Below are 21,585 nucleotides of genomic sequence, written 5' to 3'. Positions count from 1 at the left end.
GAGAAAAAACGACCGGCTCTTTGCATCGGCCGGTGGAGCAAAGTATACCGGGCCTGACGCCCGGCTGCCGCACGGTGACCGACTGTTACCTTTCGGCTTCATTTGTCACACGCAATGCAGCCCCGCACCGATTATGTAAATATCCCCATACAAATGAACCGGTCGCCGGTATCGATTCCGCCGCCGCGAACAAATCTCCTTCCCGCCCCGAAACCCCCAACGTCACGACCGCCGCCACGCCGCGCCGGTATACTTGGCTACTTTGCCCTTGCCAGCCGCTCCCCACCGCCACATGGTGACATCTCTCATCGTCCGACTCGTTGCGTGGTCGGTGCGCCGCCCCGTCTGGGTCGTCGTCCTGTCGCTCGTCATCGCCGCCTTCAGCGGCGTCTACGTCGCGCAGCATTTCAAGATCAACACCGACATCAGCAAGCTCGTCGATGCGGAACCTCAATGGGCCGCGCTCGGCCAGGCCGTCGACAAGGCGTTCCCGCAACGCAACGGCACGATCCTCGCGGTCGTCGAAGCGCCCGCGCCCGAATTCGCGAATGCCGCCGCGCATGCGCTGACCGAAGCGCTGCAGAAGGACGCCGATGCCGGCCGCATCGGACAGGTCGCCGAGCCCGGCGGCGGCCCGTTCTTCGAGCACAACGGTTTGCTGTTCCTGTCGCCGCAGGACGTCTCCGATACGACGTCGCAGCTCGCGAGCGCGCGTCCGCTCGTCAACGAACTCGCGAAGAACCCGAGCCTCACCGGGCTCGCCACCACACTGGCCACCACGCTCGGCCAGCCGCTGCTGACCGGCCAGGTGAAGCTGTCCGCGATGGCGAAGCTGCTCGCGCGCAGCGCCGCGACGGTCGACGACGTGCTGGCCGGCAAGCCGGCCGCGTTCTCGTGGCGCGCGCTGGTCGACAACGATGCCGCGCGGCAGCCCGCGCGCGCGTTCGTCACCGTGCAGCCGGTGGTCAACTACGGTGCGCTCAAGGCGGGCGCGGAAACGAGCCAGGTGATCCGCGACGCGGCCCGTTCGCTCGACCTCGAAACGCGCTACGGCGCGGCCGTGCGCCTGACCGGCGAACAGCCGCTCGCCGACGACGAATTCGCTTCGGTCGAAGACGGTGCCGCGCTCAACGGTGCGCTGACGCTGCTCGCCGTGCTCGTGATCCTGTGGCTGGCGCTGCGCTCGAAGCGGATGATCGGCTCGGTGCTCGTCACGCTGTTCGTCGGTCTCGTCGTGACGGCCGCGCTCGGCCTCGCGATGGTCGGCTCGCTGAACATGATCTCGGTCGCGTTCATGGTGCTGTTCGTCGGCCTCGGCGTCGACTTCTCGATCCAGTACGGCGTGAAGTACCGCGAGGAACGCTTCCGCGATCCGCGCATCGATCACGCGCTGATCGGCGCCGCGCACTCGATGGGCATGCCGCTCGCGCTGGCTACCGCGGCCGTCGCCGCGAGCTTCTTCTCGTTCATCCCCACCGCGTATCGCGGCGTGTCCGAGCTGGGCCTGATCGCGGGCGTCGGGATGTTCGTCGCGCTGCTGACCACGCTCACGCTGCTGCCTGCGCTGCTGCGCCTGTTCGCGCCGCCGGGCGAATCGAAGACGCCGGGCTTCCCGTGGCTCGCGCCGGTCGACGATTACCTCGATCGTCATCGCAAGCCGATCCTGATCGGCACGCTCGTGGTCGTGATCGGTGCGCTGCCGTTGCTCGCGTTCCTGCGCTTCGACTTCAACCCGCTGCACCTGAAGGATCCGAACAGCGAATCGATGGCGACGCTGCTCGCGCTGAAGGATTCGCCGGAAGCCGCCGTCAACGACGTGACGATGCTCGCGCCGTCGCTCGCCGAAGCCGACGCGGCTGCGAAACGCCTCGACGCGCTGCCCGAAGTCGGCCGCACGACCACGCTGTCGACCTTCATCCCTGCCGACCAGCCCGCCAAGCGCGCGGCGATCGCCGCGGCCGCGAGCGACCTGCTGCCCGCGCTGACGCAGCCGGCCGCACCGCCCGCGACCGACGCGCAGCGCGTCGCCGCGCTCAAGCGCGTGTCGGACCTGCTCGGCTACGCGGCCGAGGATCACCCGGGCCCGGGCGCGGCCGCCGCGCAGCACCTGTCCGCGTCGCTCGCGAAACTCGCGGCCGCCGACAGCGCGACGCGCGACCGTGCCGAGCGCGCGTTCGGCGACACGCTGCGCATCGCGCTCAACCAGCTCGCGTCGCTGCTGCAGCCGCAGGACATCACGCGCGAATCGCTGCCGCCGCAACTCGTGCGCGACTGGGTCGCGCCGGATGGCCACGCGCTCGTGCAGATCTCGCCGAAGGTGCCGAAGGGTGTCGACCCGAACGACGACACGATGCTGCGCCGTTTCGCGAAGACGGTGAAGGCCGCGGAACCGGGCGCGACCGGCGGGCCGATCTCGATCCTGCATTCGGCCGACACGATCATCAACGCGTTCCTGCATGCGGCGCTGTGGTCGATCATCTCGATCACGGTCCTGCTGTGGATCACGCTGCGCCGTTTCGGCGACGTGCTGCGCACGCTGGTGCCGCTGCTCGTGTCGGGCGTCGTGACGCTCGAGATGTGCGTCGTGCTCGGCATGCCGCTCAACTTCGCGAACATCATCGCGCTGCCGCTGATGCTCGGCGTCGGCGTCGCGTTCAAGGTGTATTTCGTGATGGCGTGGCGCGCGGGGCAGACGGGGTTGCTGCACTCGAGCCTCACGCATGCCGTGCTGTTCAGCGCCGCGACGACGGCGACTGCATTCGGCAGCCTGTGGCTGTCGCACCATCCGGGCACGTCGAGCATGGGCAAGCTGCTCGCGCTGGCCCTGACCTGTACGCTGATCGGCGCCGTGGTGTTCCAGCCCGTCCTGATGGGCAAACCGCGCGTCAAACGCGCCAAGAACCAATCGCAAGGAATCAATGAATAAGGTGCGAATCATTGCGGCGACCGTCGCCGCCAGCGCGATGCTGTCCGGCTGCGCGACGGGACCGAACCGCAATCCCAACGACCCGCTCGAGCCGATGAACCGGGCGATGTACAAGTTCAACGACACGGTCGACACGAACATCGCCCAGCCGATCGCGAAGGGGTACCAGAAGGTCACGCCGACCCCGGTGCGTACCGCGATCAGCAACTTCTTCTCGAACCTCGGCGATCTCGGCAACATCGCGAACAACCTGCTGCAGCTGCGCATCACCGACGCGACGGAGGATCTGATGCGCGTGGCGATGAACTCGCTGTTCGGCGTCGCCGGCCTGATCGACATCGCGACGCCGGCCGGGCTGCCGAAGCACCACCAGGATTTCGGGCTGACGATGGCGCGCTGGGGCGTGCCGTCCGGCCCCTACCTCGTGCTGCCCGTGTTCGGGCCGAGCACGATCCGCGACGGCGTCGGCCGCGCGGTGGACGTGCGTTTCAACCTGCTGAACTACATCGAGCCGGCCGCACGCAACCCGATGTACATCGCACAGTTCATCAGCGCGCGTTCCGACCTGCTCGGTGCGACCGACCTGCTGAAGCAGGCCGCGCTCGATCCGTATTCGTTCGTGCGCGACGCGTACCTGCAGCAGCGCAAGTCGCTGACGTACCGCAGCCAGTCTTCATCGGCCGCGCTGCCGACCTACAACGAACCGGGTGAGTCGGGCACCGTGCCGGCCGCGACGCCGGCCGTGCCGGGGCTGCCGAACTACGAGGATCCGGGCGAGTCGGGCGGCGCATCGGGTGCCACGCCGAACAGCGCGCCGGCTGCGCCGGGGTTGCCGCAGTATGACGATCCGGGCGCGGACAACGCGATGCCCGCGAGCGCGCCTGCTGCAGCACCGGCAGCAGCGTCGGCCGCCGTACCGGCGTCGTCCGGTTCGGCGACCGTGCCGGCCGCACCTGCCGCACCTGCCAGCGGTCCGGCCGCGCAGTAACGCCGCAACGGCGACCGCGCAAAGACAAAGAGCGCTGCATCATGCAGCGCTCTTTTTTTGTCCGTACGTAGCGGGAAGCGGGGAAACGGGGAAGCGGGGAGAAAGTCGCTCAGACGATCCGCATCGCGCCCGTACGCTCGAATGCGTGCCGCGCCTGGATCAGCGTCGTGCGCGCCGCACGCGCGTCGCTTGCGACCTGCAGCAGCGGGCCGAGCTGCGACGGTTGCTTCAGCAGTTCGCGCAGGATCGGCAGGATCGCCGTGCTGCCGTCGTCGCGCAGGCCGGCCGTCGCCGCGCGCGGCAGCGTGCGCCACGCCGGATCGACGATCGCGCGGCACACGGCGAACGGCACGCCGCGCGCCGCCGCGAAGGCCGCCGCGATGTGCGACTCCATGTCGACCGCGAGTGCGCCTTTCGCCTGATGCAGCGACGTCTTCTCCTGTTCGCTGACGACCGGCGCGCCGACGGCCGCGATCGTGCCGCGCGTGACGCGCGCCCAGACCGGCGTGTCGTGCAGCGAGGCGACGAGCCGTGTGCTCCAGCCCGCATCGGTCTCCACGCGGCCGAACGGCCCGTCGATCGCGTTCGCGATCACGAGCGCGCCGGGCACCAGGTCGGGCGCAAGCCCGCCCGCCGTGCCGAAGCTGATGATGCCCGCGCAACCGCGCGCGGTCGCGTCGGCCAGCGCACGTTCGAGCCGGTCGGCCCGCGCGGCGAACACGGCCTCGACGCCATCGCCGCGTGCGATGCGCGCCTCGAATGCCATCCCCGTCACCGCGATGACGGGCAATGCGCCGTTGTGTCGTGACACGCCCACGCGTTACATCCCGACCGTGACGCGCGTCGCGTTGTCACGCTTCAGGTTGCGGTAACGCGCCAGCGCCCACAGCGGGAAGAACTTGCGATAGCCGTGGTAGCGCAGGTAGAACACGCGCGGGAAGCCCGTCGCCGTGAAGCGCGTCTCGTCCCACAGGCCTGCTTCGTTCTGCTGGGCAATCAGATAGTCGACGCCGCGCGCCACGGCCGGGTTGTTCACCTCGCCGGCCGCCATCAGGCCGAGCAGCGCCCAGGCCGTCTGCGACGCCGTGCTCGGCGCCTGCTCGAAGCCGCGGTAGTTCAGCTTGTAGCTGTCGCCGTCCTCGCCCCAGCCGCCGTCCTTGTTCTGGATCGACAGCAGCCACTGCGCGCCGCGCTTCATGCGCGGATCGTCCGGCGTCAGGCCGGCCGCATTCAGCGAGCACAGCGCGGTCCACGTGCCGTACACGTAGTTCATCCCCCAGCGGCCGTACCAGCTGCCGTCCGGTTCCTGTTCCTTCAGCATGTAGTCGAGCGCGCGGCGGGCCGGCTCGCTGTTCAGCGGCGTCTCGCCGAGCTGCGACAGCATCGACAGGCAGCGGCCCGACACGTCGGACGTCGGCGGATCGAGCAGCGCACCGTGATCGGAGAACGGGATGTTGTTCAGGTAGTACTGCGTGTTTTCCGGTTCGAACGCACCCCAGCCGCCGTCGCTGCTCTGCATGCCGACGACCCATTCGCGCGCACGCGCCATCGACTCGCGATACGTGTCCGATTGCTCGAGCTTCTGCGCACGATCCATCGCCATCACGACCACGGCCGTATCGTCGACGTCCGGGTAGTGCGCGTTCGCATACTGGAACGCCCAGCCGCCGGGCCGCACGTGCGGGCGGCGCGAGATCCAGTCGCCGCGCACGTCGAGGATCTGCAGCGGACGCAGCCATTCGAGGCCGCGCATCACCGCCTGTTCCGCGCGTGCATCGCCGGTCTCGAGCAGCGCATGCGCGGCGAGCGACGTGTCCCACACCGGCGACAGGCACGGCTGGCAATACGCTTCGTCCTCGTGCACGACGAGCAGCTTCTCGAGCGCCTTGCGCGCGATCGCACGGTTCGGATGATCTTCCGCGTAGCCGAGCACGTCGTACATCATCACCGCGTTGGCCATCGCCGGGTAGATCGCGCCGAGGCCGTCCTCGCCGTTCAGGCGCTCGTCGACGAACGACACGGCCTGGCGGATCGCGCGTTCGCGCGTGTAGCTCGGGAACAGGCCGTCGACCGCGCGCAGCGCATGGTCGACCACGCGGAAGAACGCGAACCAGCCGGCGCTCTGGTGGCCCTGGCGCGGCAGCAGCCCGGCGTTGACGGGCGGATCGATGAACAGTTCGTCGATGCGCACGCCGCGCGGGTTCTTCGCGATCGGACGCTTCGCGTTCAGCACGAGCAGCGGCACGATCACGGTACGCGCCCAGTACGACACCTTCGACAGGTGGAACGGGAACCACTGCGGCAGCAGCATGATCTCGACCGGCATCATCGGCACCGCGCGCCACGGAATCGCACCGTACAGCGCGAGCTGGATGCGCGTGAACACGTTCGACATCTCGGCGCCGCCCATCGCGTGGATCGCCTTTCGTGCGCGCTGCATGTGCTCGGCGTTCTCGTCGTCGCCGATCACCTTCAGCGCGAAATACGCCTTCACGCTCGCGCTGATGTTCGGCGCGCCGTCGGTGAACAGCGGCCAGCCGCCGTCGGCCTGCTGGATGCGGCGCAAATACTTGCCGATCTTCTGCTCGAGCTCGAGGTTCGGCGTCTCGCCGAGATAGTGCACGAGCAGCACGTATTCGGCGGGAATCGTCGAATCGGCTTCGAGCTCGTAGACCCAGTGTCCGTCCGCTTGCTGCGCGGCCAGCAGCGCGTCGGTCGCACGTGCGACGGCCGCGTCGACGCCGGCCGGCACGGCGCCGGCGGACAAGGTAGCCATTTCGGTGAGATCGTTCATCGGTCCCTCTCTTATTGTGTCTGGAGCACGTCCGCGGCCAGCTGGCCGGAACGGATCGCGCCCTCGATCGTGGCGGGCAAGCTGGTGGCAATCCAGTCGCCCGCCAACACAAGATTGGTCCAGCGCGTACGCACGGCCGGACGTTTCATTTCCTGCGACGGCACCGCCGCAAAGCCCGCGCGCGGCTCGACGACGAGCTGCCACGCGGGGATGGTTTCCGGGTTCGCGCCGGTCACGCGCGCGACGTCTTCCCAGATGCGCCGCGCGAGCGTATCGCGCGGCGTGTCGAGCCAGCGGCCCGCGTCGCGGATCGTCGCCGCGAGCTGGCCGCCGCCGGTGCGCACCGCATCGACGACGCCGTTCACGACGGTCGTCTGCAACGCTGCGCCGGCCGGCGATTCGACCGCGAAATACGCGGTCACGACCGCGCTGAACGTGTCGGGCGCGGCGAGTTCGGGTACGAGCGGCTGCGCGACCTCGGGCGGCACGGCCAGCACGACCGCGTCGCCCGGCGCGAGATCGATACGCTCGCCGCCGACCGAAACCGCATCGACCGCATTGCCGTGCGCGCCGAATTCGAACGCGTCGAGCCGCGAATTCAGCCGGATCTGCGCGCCGCCATGCTGCAGCATCCGCAGCGCGGGTTCGACGAATGCGCTGCCGAGCCCGTGGCGCGCGACGAGCGGACGGCAGCCGGGGCCGCCTGCGGCAAACGTGCCGCACAGCGCGGCGCGCGCGAGTTCGGCGCTCGCATGGCGCGGCTCGACGTTCAGCACACCGAGGAAATACGGCCGCAGCCAACGATCCCACAGCACGCCGTCGCATCGCATCGTCTGTGCGAGCGAGCGGCCCGTGCGCGCGAACGCGAGCGGGGCAAGCGCGAGGTAGTCGAGCGGCGTCGTGCCCGGCGCGCGCGACGCGGCATCGAACAGCCACGACGGCCAGCGCCCGTTGCCGAAGCGCAGCGTCCAGCGCTGCTGCGACGCGACGTCCACGACCGGAAACTCGGGCAGCGCAGGCCCCGCGAGCTGATCGGCCGCGCCGATCGCGCGCAGGTAGCGCTGCGTCGCGGGCTGTCCCGCGAATACCGAGTGCAGCCCGCTGTCGAGCGTCGTGTTCAGCGTCCCGTCGAACCACGAACGGCAGCGGCCGCCCGCGTGGGCATGCGCGTCGTGCAGCACGATGCGCCGCCCGCGGCGTTGCAGCTCGACCGCGGCCGACAGGCCCGCGAGTCCGGCGCCGATCACGTGGACGGTTCTGGGCATCGACGCAGTCGACTCAGAACAGCGCGTAGCGCGCGGCGATCATCAGCATGCGTGCCTTCGGCTTGCGCAGCGGCGCGCGCGGCGCGGCAAAGCCGCGTGCGATCGCGGCTTCGAGAATGCAGCGATACGCGCCCGACATGATGCGCGGCGCCTTCACCTGCGCACGCGGGCAGGTATCCATCACGGCGTCGGCCTGACGGAAGTGCTCGAGCGCGCGCTCGACGAGCGTCGCGCACACGCGCGGCAGCGCCGGATCGCGCACGATCGTCGCCGGATCGGTGATCGCGATGCCTTCGCGCGCGAGCAGTTCGCGCGGCAGGTAGCAGCGGTTGATCGCCGCATCGTCGTCGATGTCGCGCAGGATGTTCGTCAGCTGCAACGCGCGGCCGAGGTGGTGCGACAGCTTGATCCCTTCGGCTTCCGGCATCCCGAAAATCCTCACCGACAGCCGGCCGGCCGCGCTCGCCACGCGATCGCAGAAGAGGTCGAGCGTCGGCTCATCGGGCGCGCAGATGTCTTCGACCGCATCCATCGCCATCCCGTCGATCATCGCGTGGAAATCGTCGCGCTGCAGGTTGAACGCGTGGATCTCGCGGTCGAGCGCGGCCAGGTGGCGCGGCGGACGGCCGGCGAAACACGCGTCGATGTCCGCGCGCCAGCGATCGAGGCCCGCGTTGCGCTCGGCGCGCGGCAGGTCGCTGTCGGCGATGTCGTCGACTGCGCGGCAAAACGCATAGACCTGGAACATCGCATCGCGCTGCACCGCAGGCAGGATGCGCATCGCCAGATAGAAGGAACTGCCCGATGTGGCGGCAGCGGCGTCGGTTTCTTGTTCGTCCACGACGGAATTGGAAACGGCCAAGACGAGCTCCACGGAGACACCCACGCGGGGCGATTGAAGAAGCCATGCCCGGCTGGGATGGTCAGGGTGTCAATGCGTGCGAGATATGCGAACGATCGACGCAGACAGGCACAAATTACCGGCCGGAAGCCGGAATTGGGCGAAAGTATAGCAATCTTTGAAGTTCGATGGCGGACACGCGCCGCGCCCGGCGGGGCGCCGGGCACCGCTGTCGGGCCGGCGCGGCGGCCTCGGCGGCAACGGGTGCCGCATGGCGCGTCAGCCGTAAACGACGTCTCGCTGCAGGTCGAGCGCAATGAGCCCCATTTCACGCGTGAGCTGCAGCATCGAGCGGCGCTCGAGGCGCGAACCCATGAAGCTCGTCACGCGGCCGTCGGGCTCGGCAGTGAACTGGAAAACCGCGCCGCCGGTGCCGAACCACGCGCCCGGCACGTCCGGCGATTCCCGCCAGTCGATTTGCTCGAACACGCGCGCGATACCCGCGCGCACCAGGTCGCCCGGGCCGATCGGCGGTGCGATGTCGCCCAGGTCGTCGAGCGAATAGGGGCCGGGCTTGTCCGGCTTCCGGTAGAAGAGATAGTCGACGTTCATGGGGCGCAATCGCGGGCAAAGTCACAAATTAGCGCGCTTCGGCACAAATTCAAATCGTATCCGGATGAAATGTGGCCTGCGCGAGACAAAGGGGTTGGATCGAAGCCGGACACGCGATCGCGCTGCGCGTTCGCGTCTGGATGCCGGCGGGTTCGTCTAAGATGACACCTTTCTCGAAAAAATACGGACACCATGGAGACGAACGACACCGCCCCCCCGCAGTCCGGCCATCCCGTTTTCGTGCTCGTGCACGGCGCCTGGCATGGCGCGTGGTGCTACGCGCACGTCGCGGCTGCGCTGGCCGCGCGCGGCCACCTGTCGATCGCGCGCGACCTGCCCGCGCACGGCATCAACGCCCGCTTTCCCGCGTCGTATCTCGCACGGCCGCTCGACAAGGACGCGTTCGGCGCCGAGCCGTCGCCGGTCGCGAACACGACGCTCGACGATTACGCGACGCAGGTGATGCAGGCCGTCGACGACGCATACGCGCTCGGCCACGGCAAGGTCGTGCTGGTCGGGCACAGCATGGGCGGCCTCGCGATCACGGCGGCCGCCGAACGCGCGCCGGAAAAGATCGCGAAGATCGTCTACCTCGCGGCCTTCATGCCGGGCTCTGGCGTGCCGGGCCTCGACTACGTCCGCGCGCCCGAAAACAAGGGCGAGATGCTCGGCCCGCTGATGCTCGCAAGCCCGCGCGTGGCCGGTGCGCTGCGCATCGATCCGCGCAGCGGCGATGCCGCGTATCGCGACACGATGAAGCGCGCGTTGTACGAAGACGTGCCGCAGGCCGACTTCGACGCCGTCGCGAACCTGATGACCTGCGACGTGCCGGCCGCGCCGTTCGCGACCGCGATCCCGACGACCGCCGCGCGCTGGGGTGCGATCGACCGTCACTACATCAAGTGTCTCGAGGATCGCGTGATCCTGCCCGCGCTGCAGCAACGCTTCATCGACGAAGCCGACGCGCTCGCGCCCGGCAATCCGACTCACGTGCACCAGCTCGACAGCAGCCATTCGCCGTTCATGTCGCAGCCGGCCGTGCTAGCCGGCGTGCTCGCCGACATCGCGAAAAGCTGAGCGAAGCGGGCGCGGTCTACGCGTAGGCGACCGAACGATCGCGCCCGAGCCGCTTCGCGCGATAGAGCGCGGCGTCGGCCTCGTTGACGAGCACGTCGCTGGTCGGCGCGCCCGTCTTCGCGCATGCGCCGCCGACGCTCGCCGTCACGGGCACGCTGACCCCCTCGGCATCGACCGGCAGGCTGCCGATCGCATCGCGCACCTTGTCGGCCACCAGCATCGCCTCGTCGAGATTCGTGCACGGCAGCAGCAGCGCGAACTCCTCGCCGCCGAAGCGGCCGAACGTATCCTGCGCGCGCACGATCGACGCGACGCGACGCGCCGTCTCGCGCAGCACGGCGTCGCCGGCCGCATGCCCGAAGCGGTCGTTGATCGTCTTGAAGTGGTCGAGATCGAACAGCAGCACCGACATGTCGCCGCCGTAACGCTGCCAGCGCGCGAATTCGTCGCCGAGCCGCGCCTCGAAGAAGCGCCGGTTCGCGATACCGGTCAGCCCGTCGCGATTCGCGTGTTCGCGCAGCTTCGCGACCGCTTCCTCGCGCTCGCGCTGCATCACGCTCACATGCGTGACGTCCGAGATCGTCACGCACACGGCCTCGACGTCGCGGCCGCGCGTGAGCGGCATGAACGTGCAGTCCTGCTGCATGTAGTCGACGCCGCCGGTAATCGGGCGGTCGTGCTCGAAGCGGAACAGGTAGGGGCGCTGCTCCCATGAACTGAAGGCGAAGCTGCCGAGCTGGAACACGCTCTCGAGCTTGCGCGACAGCCACGCGTGCGGCAGGTCCGGAAAGCGGTCGAACAGGTTGCGGCCGATCACGTCGGCCGCCGGGATGCCGCTGTGGTCCTGCATGAAGCGATTCCACATCAGCACGGTCATCGAACGGTCGAGCACGAACAGGCCGAAGCCGACCCGCTCGATCACGAGGTCGCTCAGCGACGGGGCGGCGGCCGTCATAGCGCGGACAGCAACGCGTCGAGCGCGTCGCCCATCAATCGGATCGAATCCTCGGCCATCAGCATCACGAAGTGGGCGCGGAACGTGTGGTCCTCGAGCCCGAAGTTCACCTCGAGCAGCAACGCGACGCTCCACGCAAGCATGTTCGGCTCGAAGACGTCGTCGAACGACACGTTCGCGCCGAGCAGCCCAGGCGGAAAAAACACGGGCTTGCGGCCGAGTTCGTCGAGGATCGACGCGACGCACGCCCCCATCAGCACGTTCGCGACGTCGAACACGAGCTCGTCCGGCGTCGCCATCCCGCCATACACGCCGTCGCCGAACGTGCGGTCGACGACCGACATGAGCCGCGCGACGCCCGACGTGCGGCACAGCACGATCGCCTCGCCCTTGATGTCGGAACGGAAGCCCTGGCGCACGGCGGTCACGTTGTCGTGAATGCCCGTCATCTCGCGCAGCGCGTTGCCCGCGTCGGCCGCTTTCACGACGCGCACGCGCGGCACCGACAACTCGATGAAGCGCCCGAGCAACAACGCAAGCCGCGCGGCGGCGCGGCCCATTGCAAGGTTGGCGATCTCCTGCAACGCGTCGCGTTGCTCCGCCGTGAACACCGATTCAGGCATACAACCCATACTCCTTGAGAATGGGCAGCAATGCCTCCGACGTCACGGGCTTGGCAACGAATGCGATCGCGCCCAATTCACGCACGCGTGCTTGCGCCTGCGGCTGGATATCGGCGGATACCACGATCACGAACGTGTTCAGATCTTCGTGGCGCAGTGTTTCCAGGACCTGATATCCGCTCATGTCGGGCATCGTCAGGTCCAGAAACATCACGGAAGCTTTGCCGTCACGATAGAGCGCCAAGGCCTCGCGACCATTCGCTGCATACGCGACGTCAACGTCCCAGTCTCCCGGCAGCGCCTTTGTCAGAAGTTTGCGAGCGAGCAGCGAATCGTCGGCAATTACAATCGGCAAAGGCATGGGGCGATGCGGTATACGGAATGGTCTCTCTCGCGTTAACGACCGCGCGGCGCACTTCTTTAGGGGGCCATGCGTTCGGGCGCGGGCAACCGCCTTGCGGCCGTGCGCGGGCGTCGCGACGCAGGTGCGCGCGACGCCCGCGCGGCGATCGCCGGCGGGCGCATATATCTGTCATAGGGAAAGCAAGGCGCGATTCTCGGAGTAAACCGGAGGCGATGCAACTCGCCATTTTCACCATTTCGAACAGAATCGGTCCGATCCCACGCCATTCCGAAAACAGCCCCGATCATTTTCGAGATAAGCACGCAAAATTTTTCCTTGTGTACGTTTGCGCTGCCGGATTCGTCGCGTTTTCAATCTAACAGTTTCCCTCTGTCAGATTCGACAGGATCTCGCACGTCCGGCGCGGCGCGGCGGGCTCCCCCAACTCGTTTATGATGGCAGGCACCTCTGCCTCACCCGCTTTCCTCGATGACGTCCGAACGGCCTGCCGACTCCCACGCTCCCGCCCATCCGCCCGCCGACGACTGGCAGGACGACGGCAGCTACGCGTCCGGCGCACCCGAGCACGATTTCGCGGTTCGCCGCGTGACGCTGATCGTGCTGCTCGTCGCGGCGATCGTGCTGCCGTGCATCTACGTGGTGGTGATGGCGTACAACGACCTGAAGGCGCGCGAGGCCGCCGCGGGCGACGTGACGATGCGCACGGTGCGGGTTGCCGAGGAACACGCGCTCAAGGTGTTCGACCTGAGCGAGACGCTCGATGCGCGCATCGTCGACCTCGTGCAGGACATGGACGACGCGACCGTGCGCAACAAGGAATCCGACATCCACGAAGCGCTGAACACGATCGGCGGCGGCTATCCGCAGGTGGCCGCCGTGTCGATCTTCGGCGCGAGCGGGATGCTGCTCGCCAACAGCCTCTACTATCCGGCACCGTATGCGTCGATCGCGAACCGCGACGACTTCGCGGGCATCCGCGACGGCAAGGTCATCGAACACATCTCGCGGCTGATGATGGGGCCGCTCAAGCTCGAGAACATTCCGGTGTTCAACACGGGCGTCGCACGGCGCCATAGCGACGGTTCGTTCGCCGGAATGGTGTCGATCGCACTGAAGTCGTCGTATTTCAACGCGTTCTACCGCGACCTGCTCGGCGGCGCGGGCACACCGATGACGATGGCGCTCGCGCGTTCGGACGGCGCGGTGATCGCATCGTATCCGCCGCCGCCGTCGCTCGCGCACACCGATCGCTCGGTCACGTTCGGCGACACGCGCAACGATGCGCGTGCGGGCGTCGTGCGCGTGCGCCACGATGGCGCGAGCAGCGAGATCGTCGCGTACCGCCAGGTCGGCAGCTACCCCGTCTACGTGACGTGCGCGTACCGCACGTCGGCAATCTGGCATGAATGGTACGAACACCTGAGCGTCCTGTTCATCTCGATGTTCGCGCCGTCGGTCGCGCTGTGGTCCGTGATCTGGCTGTCGCTCAAGCGGCTGAAGGCGGAAGAGGAGGCGTGGGACCGCTGGCAGGCCGAAGCGTCGATGCGGCGTTCGATCGAGTCGGCGTACCGGCAGTCGCGCAAGATGCAGGCGCTCGGCAACCTCGTCGGCAGCGTCGCACACGACTTCAACAACCTGCTGATGATCATCTCGAGCAACGTGCAGATCGCACGGCGGCGCGGCGTCCAGCATCTCGACAAGGAACTCGGCGCGATCGAACGCGCGCTGAAGAACGGACAGTCGCTCACGCGCCAGCTCCTCGGCGTCGCGCGCAAGCAGCCGCTGCACAACGAGACGATCGACGTCGGGCAATGGGTCGGCACGTGCCGCGAATTGCTCAAGACGTCGCTCGGGTCGAAGTCGTCGCTGGTCGTCGCGATCGAGCCCGGCGTCTGGCCGATCCGTGTCGACGTCGCGGAGCTCGAGCTCGCCGTGATCAACCTCGCGGTCAACGCGCGCGACGCGATGGCGACGGGCGGGCGCTTCACGGTCGGCGCGCGCAACGTGACACTGCGCCGCGAGGACGGCTTTCCGCTGACCGGCGATTTCGTGCAGATCTCGCTCGACGACACGGGTTCAGGCATGGCGCCCGACGTGCTCGCGCGCGCGTTCGAGCCGCTGTTCACGACGAAGGCGCAGGGGATGGGAACGGGGCTCGGCCTGCCGCAGGTGTTTGCGTTCTGCGAACGCTCGGGCGGCCTCGCGACGATCGACAGCGCGGTCGGCGCCGGCACCTCGGTGCGCCTCTACCTGCCGCGCGCGCGCGCCGAGGATGTCGTCGCGCGGCCGCCGGCCGTCGCACACGAAGCAGGCACCGGCGCGCTCGCCGGCCTGCACGTGCTGCTCGTCGAGGACAACAGCGAAGTCGCGGCCGGCACGGAAGCGCTGCTGTCGCTGCTCGGTCACCGCGTGACCTATGCGCCCACCGCCGACGATGCGCTGCGCCTGATCGAAGGCGCGGCCGCGAACGATGCGTTCGATCTCGTGATTTCGGATATCCACATGCCGGGCAGCCTGAACGGCATCGACCTGGCCGAAGCGGTCGAGAAGCGGCCGGGGAAGCTGCCCGTGATTCTCGTCACGGGTTATGCGGAGGAACTCGACCGCACGCGCACCGTCAACGTCCGCGTGCTGTCGAAGCCGTTCGACATCGCGCTGCTCGACGAGATCCTGCTGGGCATCCGCGAAGCGCGCGACGCACGGCACGCCGGCACGTGACCCGCTGTTGTGCGGGCCGGCGCCGGCGGTGTGAGCGGGGGAGCCGATCAGGCCGGCGTCATCAGGCCGATTTCAGCAGGCGCACCCAGCCCGCGTAGCGATCGACGAACCCCTGCAGGAACTTGCGGGTGTCCTCGCTGACGATCTGGCCTTGATCGTCGATGCGCGCCGGGTCGTGCTTGACGAACATCTCGGGCTGGCCGAGCGTCTTCACGTCGAGGTATGCGAGCACGTTGCGCAGGTGCTGCTGCGCGAGCGCGGTGCCCGCGGCGCCCGGCGACGTGCCGAGTACCGCACCCGGCTTGCCCGACCACGAGTTGGCCCCCCACGGGCGCGAGCCCCAGTCGAGCGCGTTCTTCAGCACGCCCGGGATCGACCGGTTGTACTCGGGCGTGACGAACAGCAGCGCGTCGGCGGCTTCGATCGACTGCTTGAAGCGCTTGGCGACTTCCGGGAAATCCGCGTCGTAGTCCTGGCTGTACAGCGGCAGTTCGCCGATCTCGACGAACTCGAACGAAAAATCGGCGGGGGCGAGCGAGATCACGGCGTGCGCGAGCGCACGGTTCGTCGATGCGCGGCGCAGGCTGCCGACGACGACCGCAATACGATAGGACATGGCATTCTCCTTCCAGTGAGTGAGGAATCGGATCGATTGCTTCCGAATGGGCGACAAAGGTCTGTTTATAGGCAAGCCAGCCCGCGAGCCGTCCCACGGGGCCGTCCGGCCGACTTTCCACAAGGTTTTCCACAGAAATTGTGGATAACTCGACCGTTATGTTCTGACGTTACAGATTGCCTGCCGCGCGGCGCCGTCGACGCGCGAGCCGGGGTTCGGCAAGCATAGCGCAGCGCGCCGGCCGGTTTCGTGAATTCGTGACGGAACATGCGTTGCAGGGTGGCGATGCGCCCAGTAAGCTGCTCGCACGGCGACGCGCCCGCTCCATGACGTCCGCGCGATCGCTTCGAGACACTGCAACCCAGACATGCCGTCCACCTACGACGATCCCGTTTATCTCGCGCAACTGCGGCGCGACCTGCTGCGCTTCGCGCGGCTCCAGCTCCGCGATGCCGACGCGGCCGAAGACGCCGTGCAGGAAGCACTGACCGCCGCGTGGTCGCACGCGGGCGATTTCGCAGGGCTGTCGGCCCACAAGACCTGGGTGTTCGGCATCCTGCGCAACAAACTGATCGACGTGCTGCGCGCGCGGCAGCGGACGGTCAGCCTGGCCGCGCTCGACGCCGAGCTCGACGGCGAATCCGTGCTCGATCGCGAACTGTTCAAGGAAAACGGACACTGGGCCGCACATGCGAAACCGCGACCGTGGCCGAAGCCCGAAACGCTGTTGCAACAGCAGCAGTTCTGGACGCTGTTCCAGGTCTGCCTCGATCACCTGCCGGAGCAGATCGGACGCGTGTTCATGATGCGCGAGTTTCTCGATGTCGAGATTGCGGACATCTGCAGCGAATTGACGCTGACGACGAATCATTGCAGCGTGCTGCTGTATCGGGCGCGCACGCGCCTGCGAACCTGCCTGAGCGAAAAAGGACTGACGACCGAAGATGCTGCCGGGGAAATGTACTGACATCACGCGACTGCTGTCGGATGCGCTCGACCGGCATCTGACGCTGCACGAGCGACTACAGGTGCGCTTGCATCTGCCGACCTGCAGCGGATGCAGAGCCTATCGTGGGCAGATTTCGCTGTTGCGGACGGCCGCGAATGCGGCGGCAGGGCGGGAGCCGGACGATGACGGTACGTCGTCCGGGGAGCGCTAGGGCGCTCGTGTTGTGCCGCTACCGTTCGCGTCGCGAGCGGCGGGCTGCCCGGCGATCGCATCGGCATCGCGTGCCGGTGCGTGTGCCGGGCTGATGCTGTAAGAAAAATACACCCATCAAGAATTATTCGAACAACGCCTTCACCGATTCGGGCGGCCGGCCGATGGCTGCCTTGCCGCGGTATACGACGATAGGCCGTTGCAAAAGAATCGGGTGCGCGGTGATCGCTGCGTAGGCTTCCGCGTCGGTCAGATCTGCGCGAGCCAGATCGAGTGCCTTGTACGGCTCCTCGCCGTCGCGCAGCATGTCGCGAACCGGGCGGCCGAGCTGCCGATGCAGCGTTTCCAGTTCCTCGACCGTCGGCGGCGTCTTCAGGTACTCGACGACGTTCAGCGGCGTGCCAGTGGTATTCAGCGACTCGACCAATGCAAGCGTCTCGCGCGACTTCGAGCATCGGGGGTTGTGGTAGATCGTGATCATCATTCAGGCCTGGATGGTAGAGCCCAGTATTGTAGCCAGTCTGTGTCGAGCGGCCGGTGGGATGGGCCAGGCCAGGCCAGACCGGTCGCGGATTCGGCCACGCGCTATACGGTCGAGCGACGTAGTGCGTCTTGAGCGCGAGAGGGGAGTGCCACAGGGCACACTTCAAAGCGTGGGTGTGTTTATGCGCATAAAGCCGGGGGGCACTATCTCGAGGTGATGGATGGCGACCCGCGAGCCAATGCCTTGTGACGGCCGCCTTGGGTGGAGGGAGGCTCGGATAATCGCGACGCAAGTCGGTTGGTTTATGCGCATAAAGCCTGCGATCGTCGGGTGAGATGCCTCACGATTCTGAGCGCAGCCGTATGCCGATGTGCCACCGCACCGAGGGTCTCGTTGGATCGGTATGTCGCCCCGTAGCGGTATCGTTGCCCTCGGATTCAGGCGACGTCGGCCCGTGCACCTTCGACTCTCGCCATCCATTGCCTCCGGTTTATGCGCATAAACGTCGCTTCCGGGCAATGCGTTGTGCCGGCGCACGTCGGTTCAGTGACTCGCCACGAGCCTGCGTACCTGGCCACGGTGTGCAGATCCCGATCCTCGCTCGCGCATGCCTGGCAATCTCGCACCCAGATCCGCTCTCTCGGTCTCCGCAGAGTTTATGCGCACAAACCCGTTCGCTCGCCGACAAGACCACTCCCATCCAGCGGAAGGGCAGCGCGTGAGCGACGATCGGCCCTCCCCGACGATGCAGCACGTCAAGGCAGAATCAGCGAGTAGCCCATCGACCTCTTCGAGCATCAGCCACGCCCTCAAAAGCCGGCCACCGATCTCCGCCGGCTCGTTTATGCGCATAAACCAATAGCCCGAATGGCTAATGTGTAGTTGTTGAACGACAATTTCATTGAAATTCAAATATCGTCCTGTAGAATTCCAACGACCAAAACAGGAGTGAAAATTGGCCGCGGAAATCATTGCAGTCACTCAACAAAAAGGTGGCGTCGGCAAAAGCACGATTGCCATGCACCTCGGCGCCGCGTTCCATGAAAAAGGGAAGCGCGTCCTCGTCATCGACGCAGACCGTCAAAACACGCTGGTTCACTGGTCGAGCGCATCGGGCGACAGCGAAAACGGCATTCCGTTTCCGGTCGTCAACCTTGCCGAAGCCGACGGCCAGATCCATCGCGAGATCAAGAAGTTCATCAACGACTACGACATCATCGTCGTGGACTGCCCGCCGTCGATCACCGAGAAAGTCTCCGGCGTCGTCCTGCTGGCCGCATCGATTGCCGTGATCCCGACATCGTCGTCGCCGGCCGATTACTGGTCGAGCGTCGGGCTGGTCAAACTGATCCAGCAGGCGCAAGTCATGAACGAAGACCTCCGCGCAGTCTTCCTGCTGAACAAGACCGAAGAGAAGCGCATGCTGACCCGCGAGCTCAAGCGTGCGCTCGAGGAACTCGGCTTCCCGCTGCTGAAGACGCAGATCCCGACGCGGGAGGCGTACAAGCAGGCGATGGCGCTCGGTCAGACCGTGCTGCAGATGAACGATCGCGGCGGCAAGCTGGCCGCTGCCGAAATTCGCGCATGTGCCGACGAAATCGTCGCCATGCTGCCCTGACTTTATGCGCACAAAGGAGTCACATGAAACCTTCCCAATTTGCCAAAGGATTCCAAGCGCGCCCGGATATCACGACGAGCGAGAAACGCACGGCGCTTGATCGGCTCAACGCGATTGACGGCATCGTCAAATCCGAGACGCCCGCCGCGGCACCGACCAAATCCGCGAAGAAAGACATCGCACCGCCGCCGGCGCCAGAACTCACGATCGATCCGTCGATCGACGAATCGCAGCAATATCGCGCGTGGCGCCTCGAAAACCGCTATGCGCCGGGGCAGGTGATCGAGCTGTCGCTGAAGGCGATCAAACATAGCCCGTTCAATCCGCGCCACTTCTATCTGAAGTCGTCGATTGCCGAACTCGCGGTCAACCTCGCGAAGCAGGGGCAGCAGCAAGCGATCCACGTGATTCCGGATTACGACAACCCGGGCACGTATTTCGTCAGCGACGGTGGCCGTCGCGTGCGGGCACTGAAGGAAGCGAACAAGGAAGCGGTCAAGGCGATCGTGATCGATGTGCCGATCGGTATCCAGAGCTACAAGCTCGGCTACGACCTCAACGTCCAGCGCGATTCGCAGACGGTGTTCGACAACGCCGTCGTGTGGCGTCGCTTCCTCGACGACAAGCATTTCCAAAGCCAGAAGGAGCTTTCCGAGCACCTCGGCCTCGACGAGTCGACGGTGGCCGTCGCGCTGTCGATCGGCAAGCTGCCTGAAGCGATCATGCAGGAAATGGTTGCGCGTCCCGATCGCTTCGGTTCGAACATGGCGTATCAGGTCGGCCGCTATCACAACGCGCGCGGTACCGAGGCCACGCTGCGGCTGATCAACAAGATCGTGTCGGACGATCTCAGCACGCGCCAGGTGTCGGACATCGTCAAGGGTCGCGTCGCGGCGCAAGAGACGCCGAAGGCAGCAGGCCGCCAGCGCTATGCGCAGCGTCTCGAGATCAAGCTCGGCGGCAAGTCGGTCGGCGACCTGAAGTCGTATGGCGAAGATCGCATCGAATTGCGCCTGCGCGGCCTCCCGAAGGACAAGCGCGACGCGATCCTCGAGCAGCTCGAGCGGATGCTGTTGTCGGAGTGATGGAAACGGCCGGCAGGGCCTGGTGAAGACGCCGGGCCCGCCCGACTGAAGGGCGGGGCCGGCGGCGGCCCGTCAGCGGGCCTGAGCGGGCCTCAGGCGGCCCGCGACTGGTTCAGCGTGAACGACAGCAGATCGCCGTCCGTCGGCTCGCCCCAGGTCTTCTGGGCCAGCCAGTCGAAAAATGCCGTCTCGGCCAGCTTGGAATCGAGGCCGCGCTTGCGCCAGTCGTCGCGCAGATGCGAACCCATCGTCGGCAGCGCCTCCGCTTCGAACGACTCGCGCGCCACTTCGCGTTCCGCGTCGCCCTGCTCTTCGTACAGCACCTTCGCTTCCTTGCGGCGGAACGCCGAGAACTCGCTCAGCAAACGCGCCTTCAGATCGTCCGGCTGGGCGGCCACGACCTTCGCGGACGGCGTGCCCGCAGGCAGCGCGTCGACCGACTCGACCGGCGGCGCATAACCCTTCTTCAGCGCATCCTTGAACAACGCCGGCGCGCTGCGCACCGGCGGCAGCGTCGTGCTGCGCATCCGCTGCTCGGTCATCTGCAGTGCGGCACGAATCCGGTTTTCCTCGCTGTCCGCGTACAGCGTCTGCGCTTCCTTCAGCGGGATCCCGAGTTTCACCATCCGGTCGACCAGCGTGCTGTCGAACACGTTCGGGTGTTCATCGAGCGCGAGCATCGGCTGCTTGCGTTCGGTTACGCGGAACTGGATCTCGGCGACCCGACGCCCTTCGCGATGCTCGATCAGCTCGACGAAGATGTTGGTGACCGCGTTGACTTCCGCGATCGCGGGGCGCAGGTAGTCGCGCTTGAAGTACTTGTACTCGCGCTTTGCCTCGTCGCCGGCTTCCGTGTCGGGCGTACCCGACAGGATCGGCCGCCACCATTCCCACGGCTCGCGCATCGTCAGGTGGCTCGGGTTCGTCAGGTAACGCACGCAGATCTCGTACAGTGCGAGACCGGCGCTGCTGCGCAGCTGGCTCTGGAACTGCAGGCTCAGGCGCGCATACTGGACCGGGTCGAGCAGCTTCTTCTTGATCTTCGGCGCGAACGAGAATTCGACCCACACGCGGCGGGTCGTCGGATCCTCGAGAATTTCCGCGTCGGCGATCAGTGTGGAGATCCCCCACTTGCGGCCGGGCTTCTGGCTCGACGTTCCCGTGCTCCATTCGACCTGCACCGACACCATGCGGCGCAGGTGTTCCTTCACCAGAGCGGTGTCGTTCGAATCGAAAGCGGAGTTGGCGACGATGTCCGACAGCAGCGCGCGATACGTATCGCCCGAGTCGTCGGCCTGCTGCGCGACGGCCAGCAGGACATTGAACAGCTTGCGAGTGAGGAGCGTGATCTTGCCGCTTTTCGGCTGAATGGCAATCGCCTCGACGGCCTTGCGCAATTCGGCTGAACTGGCACTCACCACATCCACATCGGTTTTCTTGGCGCGCTTCGTCGTGGCCAT

General features: G+C 66.8%; 19 protein-coding genes. 8 read left to right on the top strand and 11 right to left on the bottom strand.

Annotated features, from left to right (window positions below):
* Positions 1 to 292: 292 nt before the first annotated feature.
* Entirely contained in the window at positions 293 to 2,926 is a 2,634-nt protein-coding gene (gene hpnN, locus ACWMMN_RS16930) for a hopanoid transporter HpnN (RefSeq protein WP_256087019.1), read from the top strand.
* Entirely contained in the window at positions 2,919 to 3,914 is a 996-nt protein-coding gene (locus ACWMMN_RS16925; protein ID WP_059238326.1) for an MlaA family lipoprotein, read from the top strand. Before hpnN ends, ACWMMN_RS16925 begins: the two co-directional genes overlap by 8 nt.
* A 109-nt stretch (positions 3,915 to 4,023) precedes the next feature.
* On the opposite strand, the gene ACWMMN_RS16920 is transcribed toward ACWMMN_RS16925, so the two are convergent.
* The 5 genes from ACWMMN_RS16920 to ACWMMN_RS16900 form a co-directional block, all read right to left on the bottom strand.
* On the bottom strand, positions 4,024 to 4,680 hold the full coding sequence (locus ACWMMN_RS16920; RefSeq protein ID WP_059238323.1) for a phosphorylase: 657 nt from the start codon (positions 4,678 to 4,680) through the stop codon (positions 4,024 to 4,026).
* A 54-nt stretch (positions 4,681 to 4,734) separates the two neighbouring features.
* Positions 4,735 to 6,708 carry a squalene--hopene cyclase gene (gene shc, locus ACWMMN_RS16915; RefSeq protein WP_226196136.1) on the bottom strand — a complete coding sequence of 658 codons (1,974 nt, stop codon included), beginning with the start codon at positions 6,706 to 6,708 and terminating at the stop codon, positions 4,735 to 4,737.
* Positions 6,709 to 6,719: 11 nt separating this feature from the next.
* A complete protein-coding gene (gene hpnE / locus ACWMMN_RS16910; RefSeq protein WP_486423676.1) occupies positions 6,720 to 7,973 on the bottom strand; it encodes a hydroxysqualene dehydroxylase HpnE in 1,254 nt (417 codons plus the stop codon).
* 13 nt (positions 7,974 to 7,986) lie between these two features.
* Positions 7,987 to 8,835 carry a presqualene diphosphate synthase HpnD gene (hpnD, locus tag ACWMMN_RS16905; RefSeq protein ID WP_059238317.1) on the bottom strand — a complete coding sequence of 283 codons (849 nt, stop codon included), beginning with the start codon at positions 8,833 to 8,835 and terminating at the stop codon, positions 7,987 to 7,989.
* A gap of 258 nt (positions 8,836 to 9,093) precedes the next feature.
* Positions 9,094 to 9,426, bottom strand: a complete 333-nt coding sequence (locus ACWMMN_RS16900; RefSeq protein ID WP_059238315.1) for a hypothetical protein — start codon at positions 9,424 to 9,426, stop codon at positions 9,094 to 9,096.
* A gap of 192 nt (positions 9,427 to 9,618) precedes the next feature.
* Here ACWMMN_RS16900 and ACWMMN_RS16895 point away from each other — a divergent pair, with 192 nt between their 5' ends.
* On the top strand, positions 9,619 to 10,503 hold the full coding sequence (locus tag ACWMMN_RS16895; RefSeq protein WP_059238313.1) for an alpha/beta fold hydrolase: 885 nt from the start codon (positions 9,619 to 9,621) through the stop codon (positions 10,501 to 10,503).
* Between the two features lie 16 nt (positions 10,504 to 10,519).
* Here ACWMMN_RS16895 and ACWMMN_RS16890 read toward each other — a convergent pair whose 3' ends face one another.
* The 3 genes from ACWMMN_RS16890 to ACWMMN_RS16880 are packed head-to-tail and all read right to left on the bottom strand — an operon-like array spanning position 10,520 to position 12,442.
* Complete coding sequence (locus ACWMMN_RS16890) at positions 10,520 to 11,458, bottom strand: GGDEF domain-containing protein (RefSeq protein ID WP_059238311.1); 939 nt, start codon at positions 11,456 to 11,458, stop codon at positions 10,520 to 10,522.
* Complete coding sequence (locus ACWMMN_RS16885) at positions 11,455 to 12,081, bottom strand: chemotaxis protein CheC (protein WP_059238309.1); 627 nt, start codon at positions 12,079 to 12,081, stop codon at positions 11,455 to 11,457. Before ACWMMN_RS16885 ends, ACWMMN_RS16890 begins: the two co-directional genes overlap by 4 nt.
* On the bottom strand, positions 12,074 to 12,442 hold the full coding sequence (locus tag ACWMMN_RS16880) for a response regulator (RefSeq protein ID WP_011548759.1): 369 nt from the start codon (positions 12,440 to 12,442) through the stop codon (positions 12,074 to 12,076). The genes ACWMMN_RS16885 and ACWMMN_RS16880 overlap by 8 nt, the downstream gene beginning before the upstream one ends.
* A 471-nt stretch (positions 12,443 to 12,913) precedes the next feature.
* Here ACWMMN_RS16880 and ACWMMN_RS16875 point away from each other — a divergent pair, with 471 nt between their 5' ends.
* Positions 12,914 to 15,163, top strand: a complete 2,250-nt coding sequence (locus ACWMMN_RS16875; protein ID WP_059238307.1) for a hybrid sensor histidine kinase/response regulator — start codon at positions 12,914 to 12,916, stop codon at positions 15,161 to 15,163.
* 61 nt (positions 15,164 to 15,224) lie between these two features.
* On the opposite strand, the gene ACWMMN_RS16870 is transcribed toward ACWMMN_RS16875, so the two are convergent.
* Complete coding sequence (locus ACWMMN_RS16870) at positions 15,225 to 15,779, bottom strand: NADPH-dependent FMN reductase (RefSeq protein WP_059238305.1); 555 nt, start codon at positions 15,777 to 15,779, stop codon at positions 15,225 to 15,227.
* A gap of 367 nt (positions 15,780 to 16,146) precedes the next feature.
* On the opposite strand from ACWMMN_RS16870, the gene ACWMMN_RS16865 reads away from it, so the two are divergent.
* Positions 16,147 to 16,746: an RNA polymerase factor sigma-70 gene (locus ACWMMN_RS16865; RefSeq protein WP_059238303.1), complete on the top strand. Its 600-nt coding sequence runs from the start codon at positions 16,147 to 16,149 to the stop codon at positions 16,744 to 16,746.
* Complete coding sequence (locus ACWMMN_RS16860; RefSeq protein WP_486423675.1) at positions 16,724 to 16,939, top strand: zf-HC2 domain-containing protein; 216 nt, start codon at positions 16,724 to 16,726, stop codon at positions 16,937 to 16,939. The genes ACWMMN_RS16865 and ACWMMN_RS16860 overlap by 23 nt, the downstream gene beginning before the upstream one ends.
* Before the next feature lie 123 nt (positions 16,940 to 17,062).
* Here ACWMMN_RS16860 and arsC read toward each other — a convergent pair whose 3' ends face one another.
* On the bottom strand, positions 17,063 to 17,419 hold the full coding sequence (gene arsC, locus ACWMMN_RS16855; RefSeq protein WP_059240865.1) for an arsenate reductase (glutaredoxin): 357 nt from the start codon (positions 17,417 to 17,419) through the stop codon (positions 17,063 to 17,065).
* Positions 17,420 to 18,377: 958 nt separating this feature from the next.
* Between arsC and parA the strand changes: the two genes are divergently transcribed.
* Positions 18,378 to 19,040, top strand: a complete 663-nt coding sequence (gene parA / locus ACWMMN_RS16850) for a ParA family partition ATPase (RefSeq protein ID WP_059238301.1) — start codon at positions 18,378 to 18,380, stop codon at positions 19,038 to 19,040.
* Between the two features lie 23 nt (positions 19,041 to 19,063).
* Complete coding sequence (locus ACWMMN_RS16845) at positions 19,064 to 20,125, top strand: ParB/RepB/Spo0J family partition protein (protein ID WP_059238299.1); 1,062 nt, start codon at positions 19,064 to 19,066, stop codon at positions 20,123 to 20,125.
* Positions 20,126 to 20,217: 92 nt separating this feature from the next.
* On the opposite strand, the gene ACWMMN_RS16840 is transcribed toward ACWMMN_RS16845, so the two are convergent.
* Entirely contained in the window at positions 20,218 to 21,585 is a 1,368-nt protein-coding gene (locus ACWMMN_RS16840) for a replication initiation protein (RefSeq protein WP_059238296.1), read from the bottom strand.

It is taken from the genome of Burkholderia cepacia complex sp. TUM26381 (genome assembly GCF_057439935.1).
Note: the sequence above shows the minus strand (reverse complement) of the source record. Positions and strands in the feature narration are given on the sequence as shown.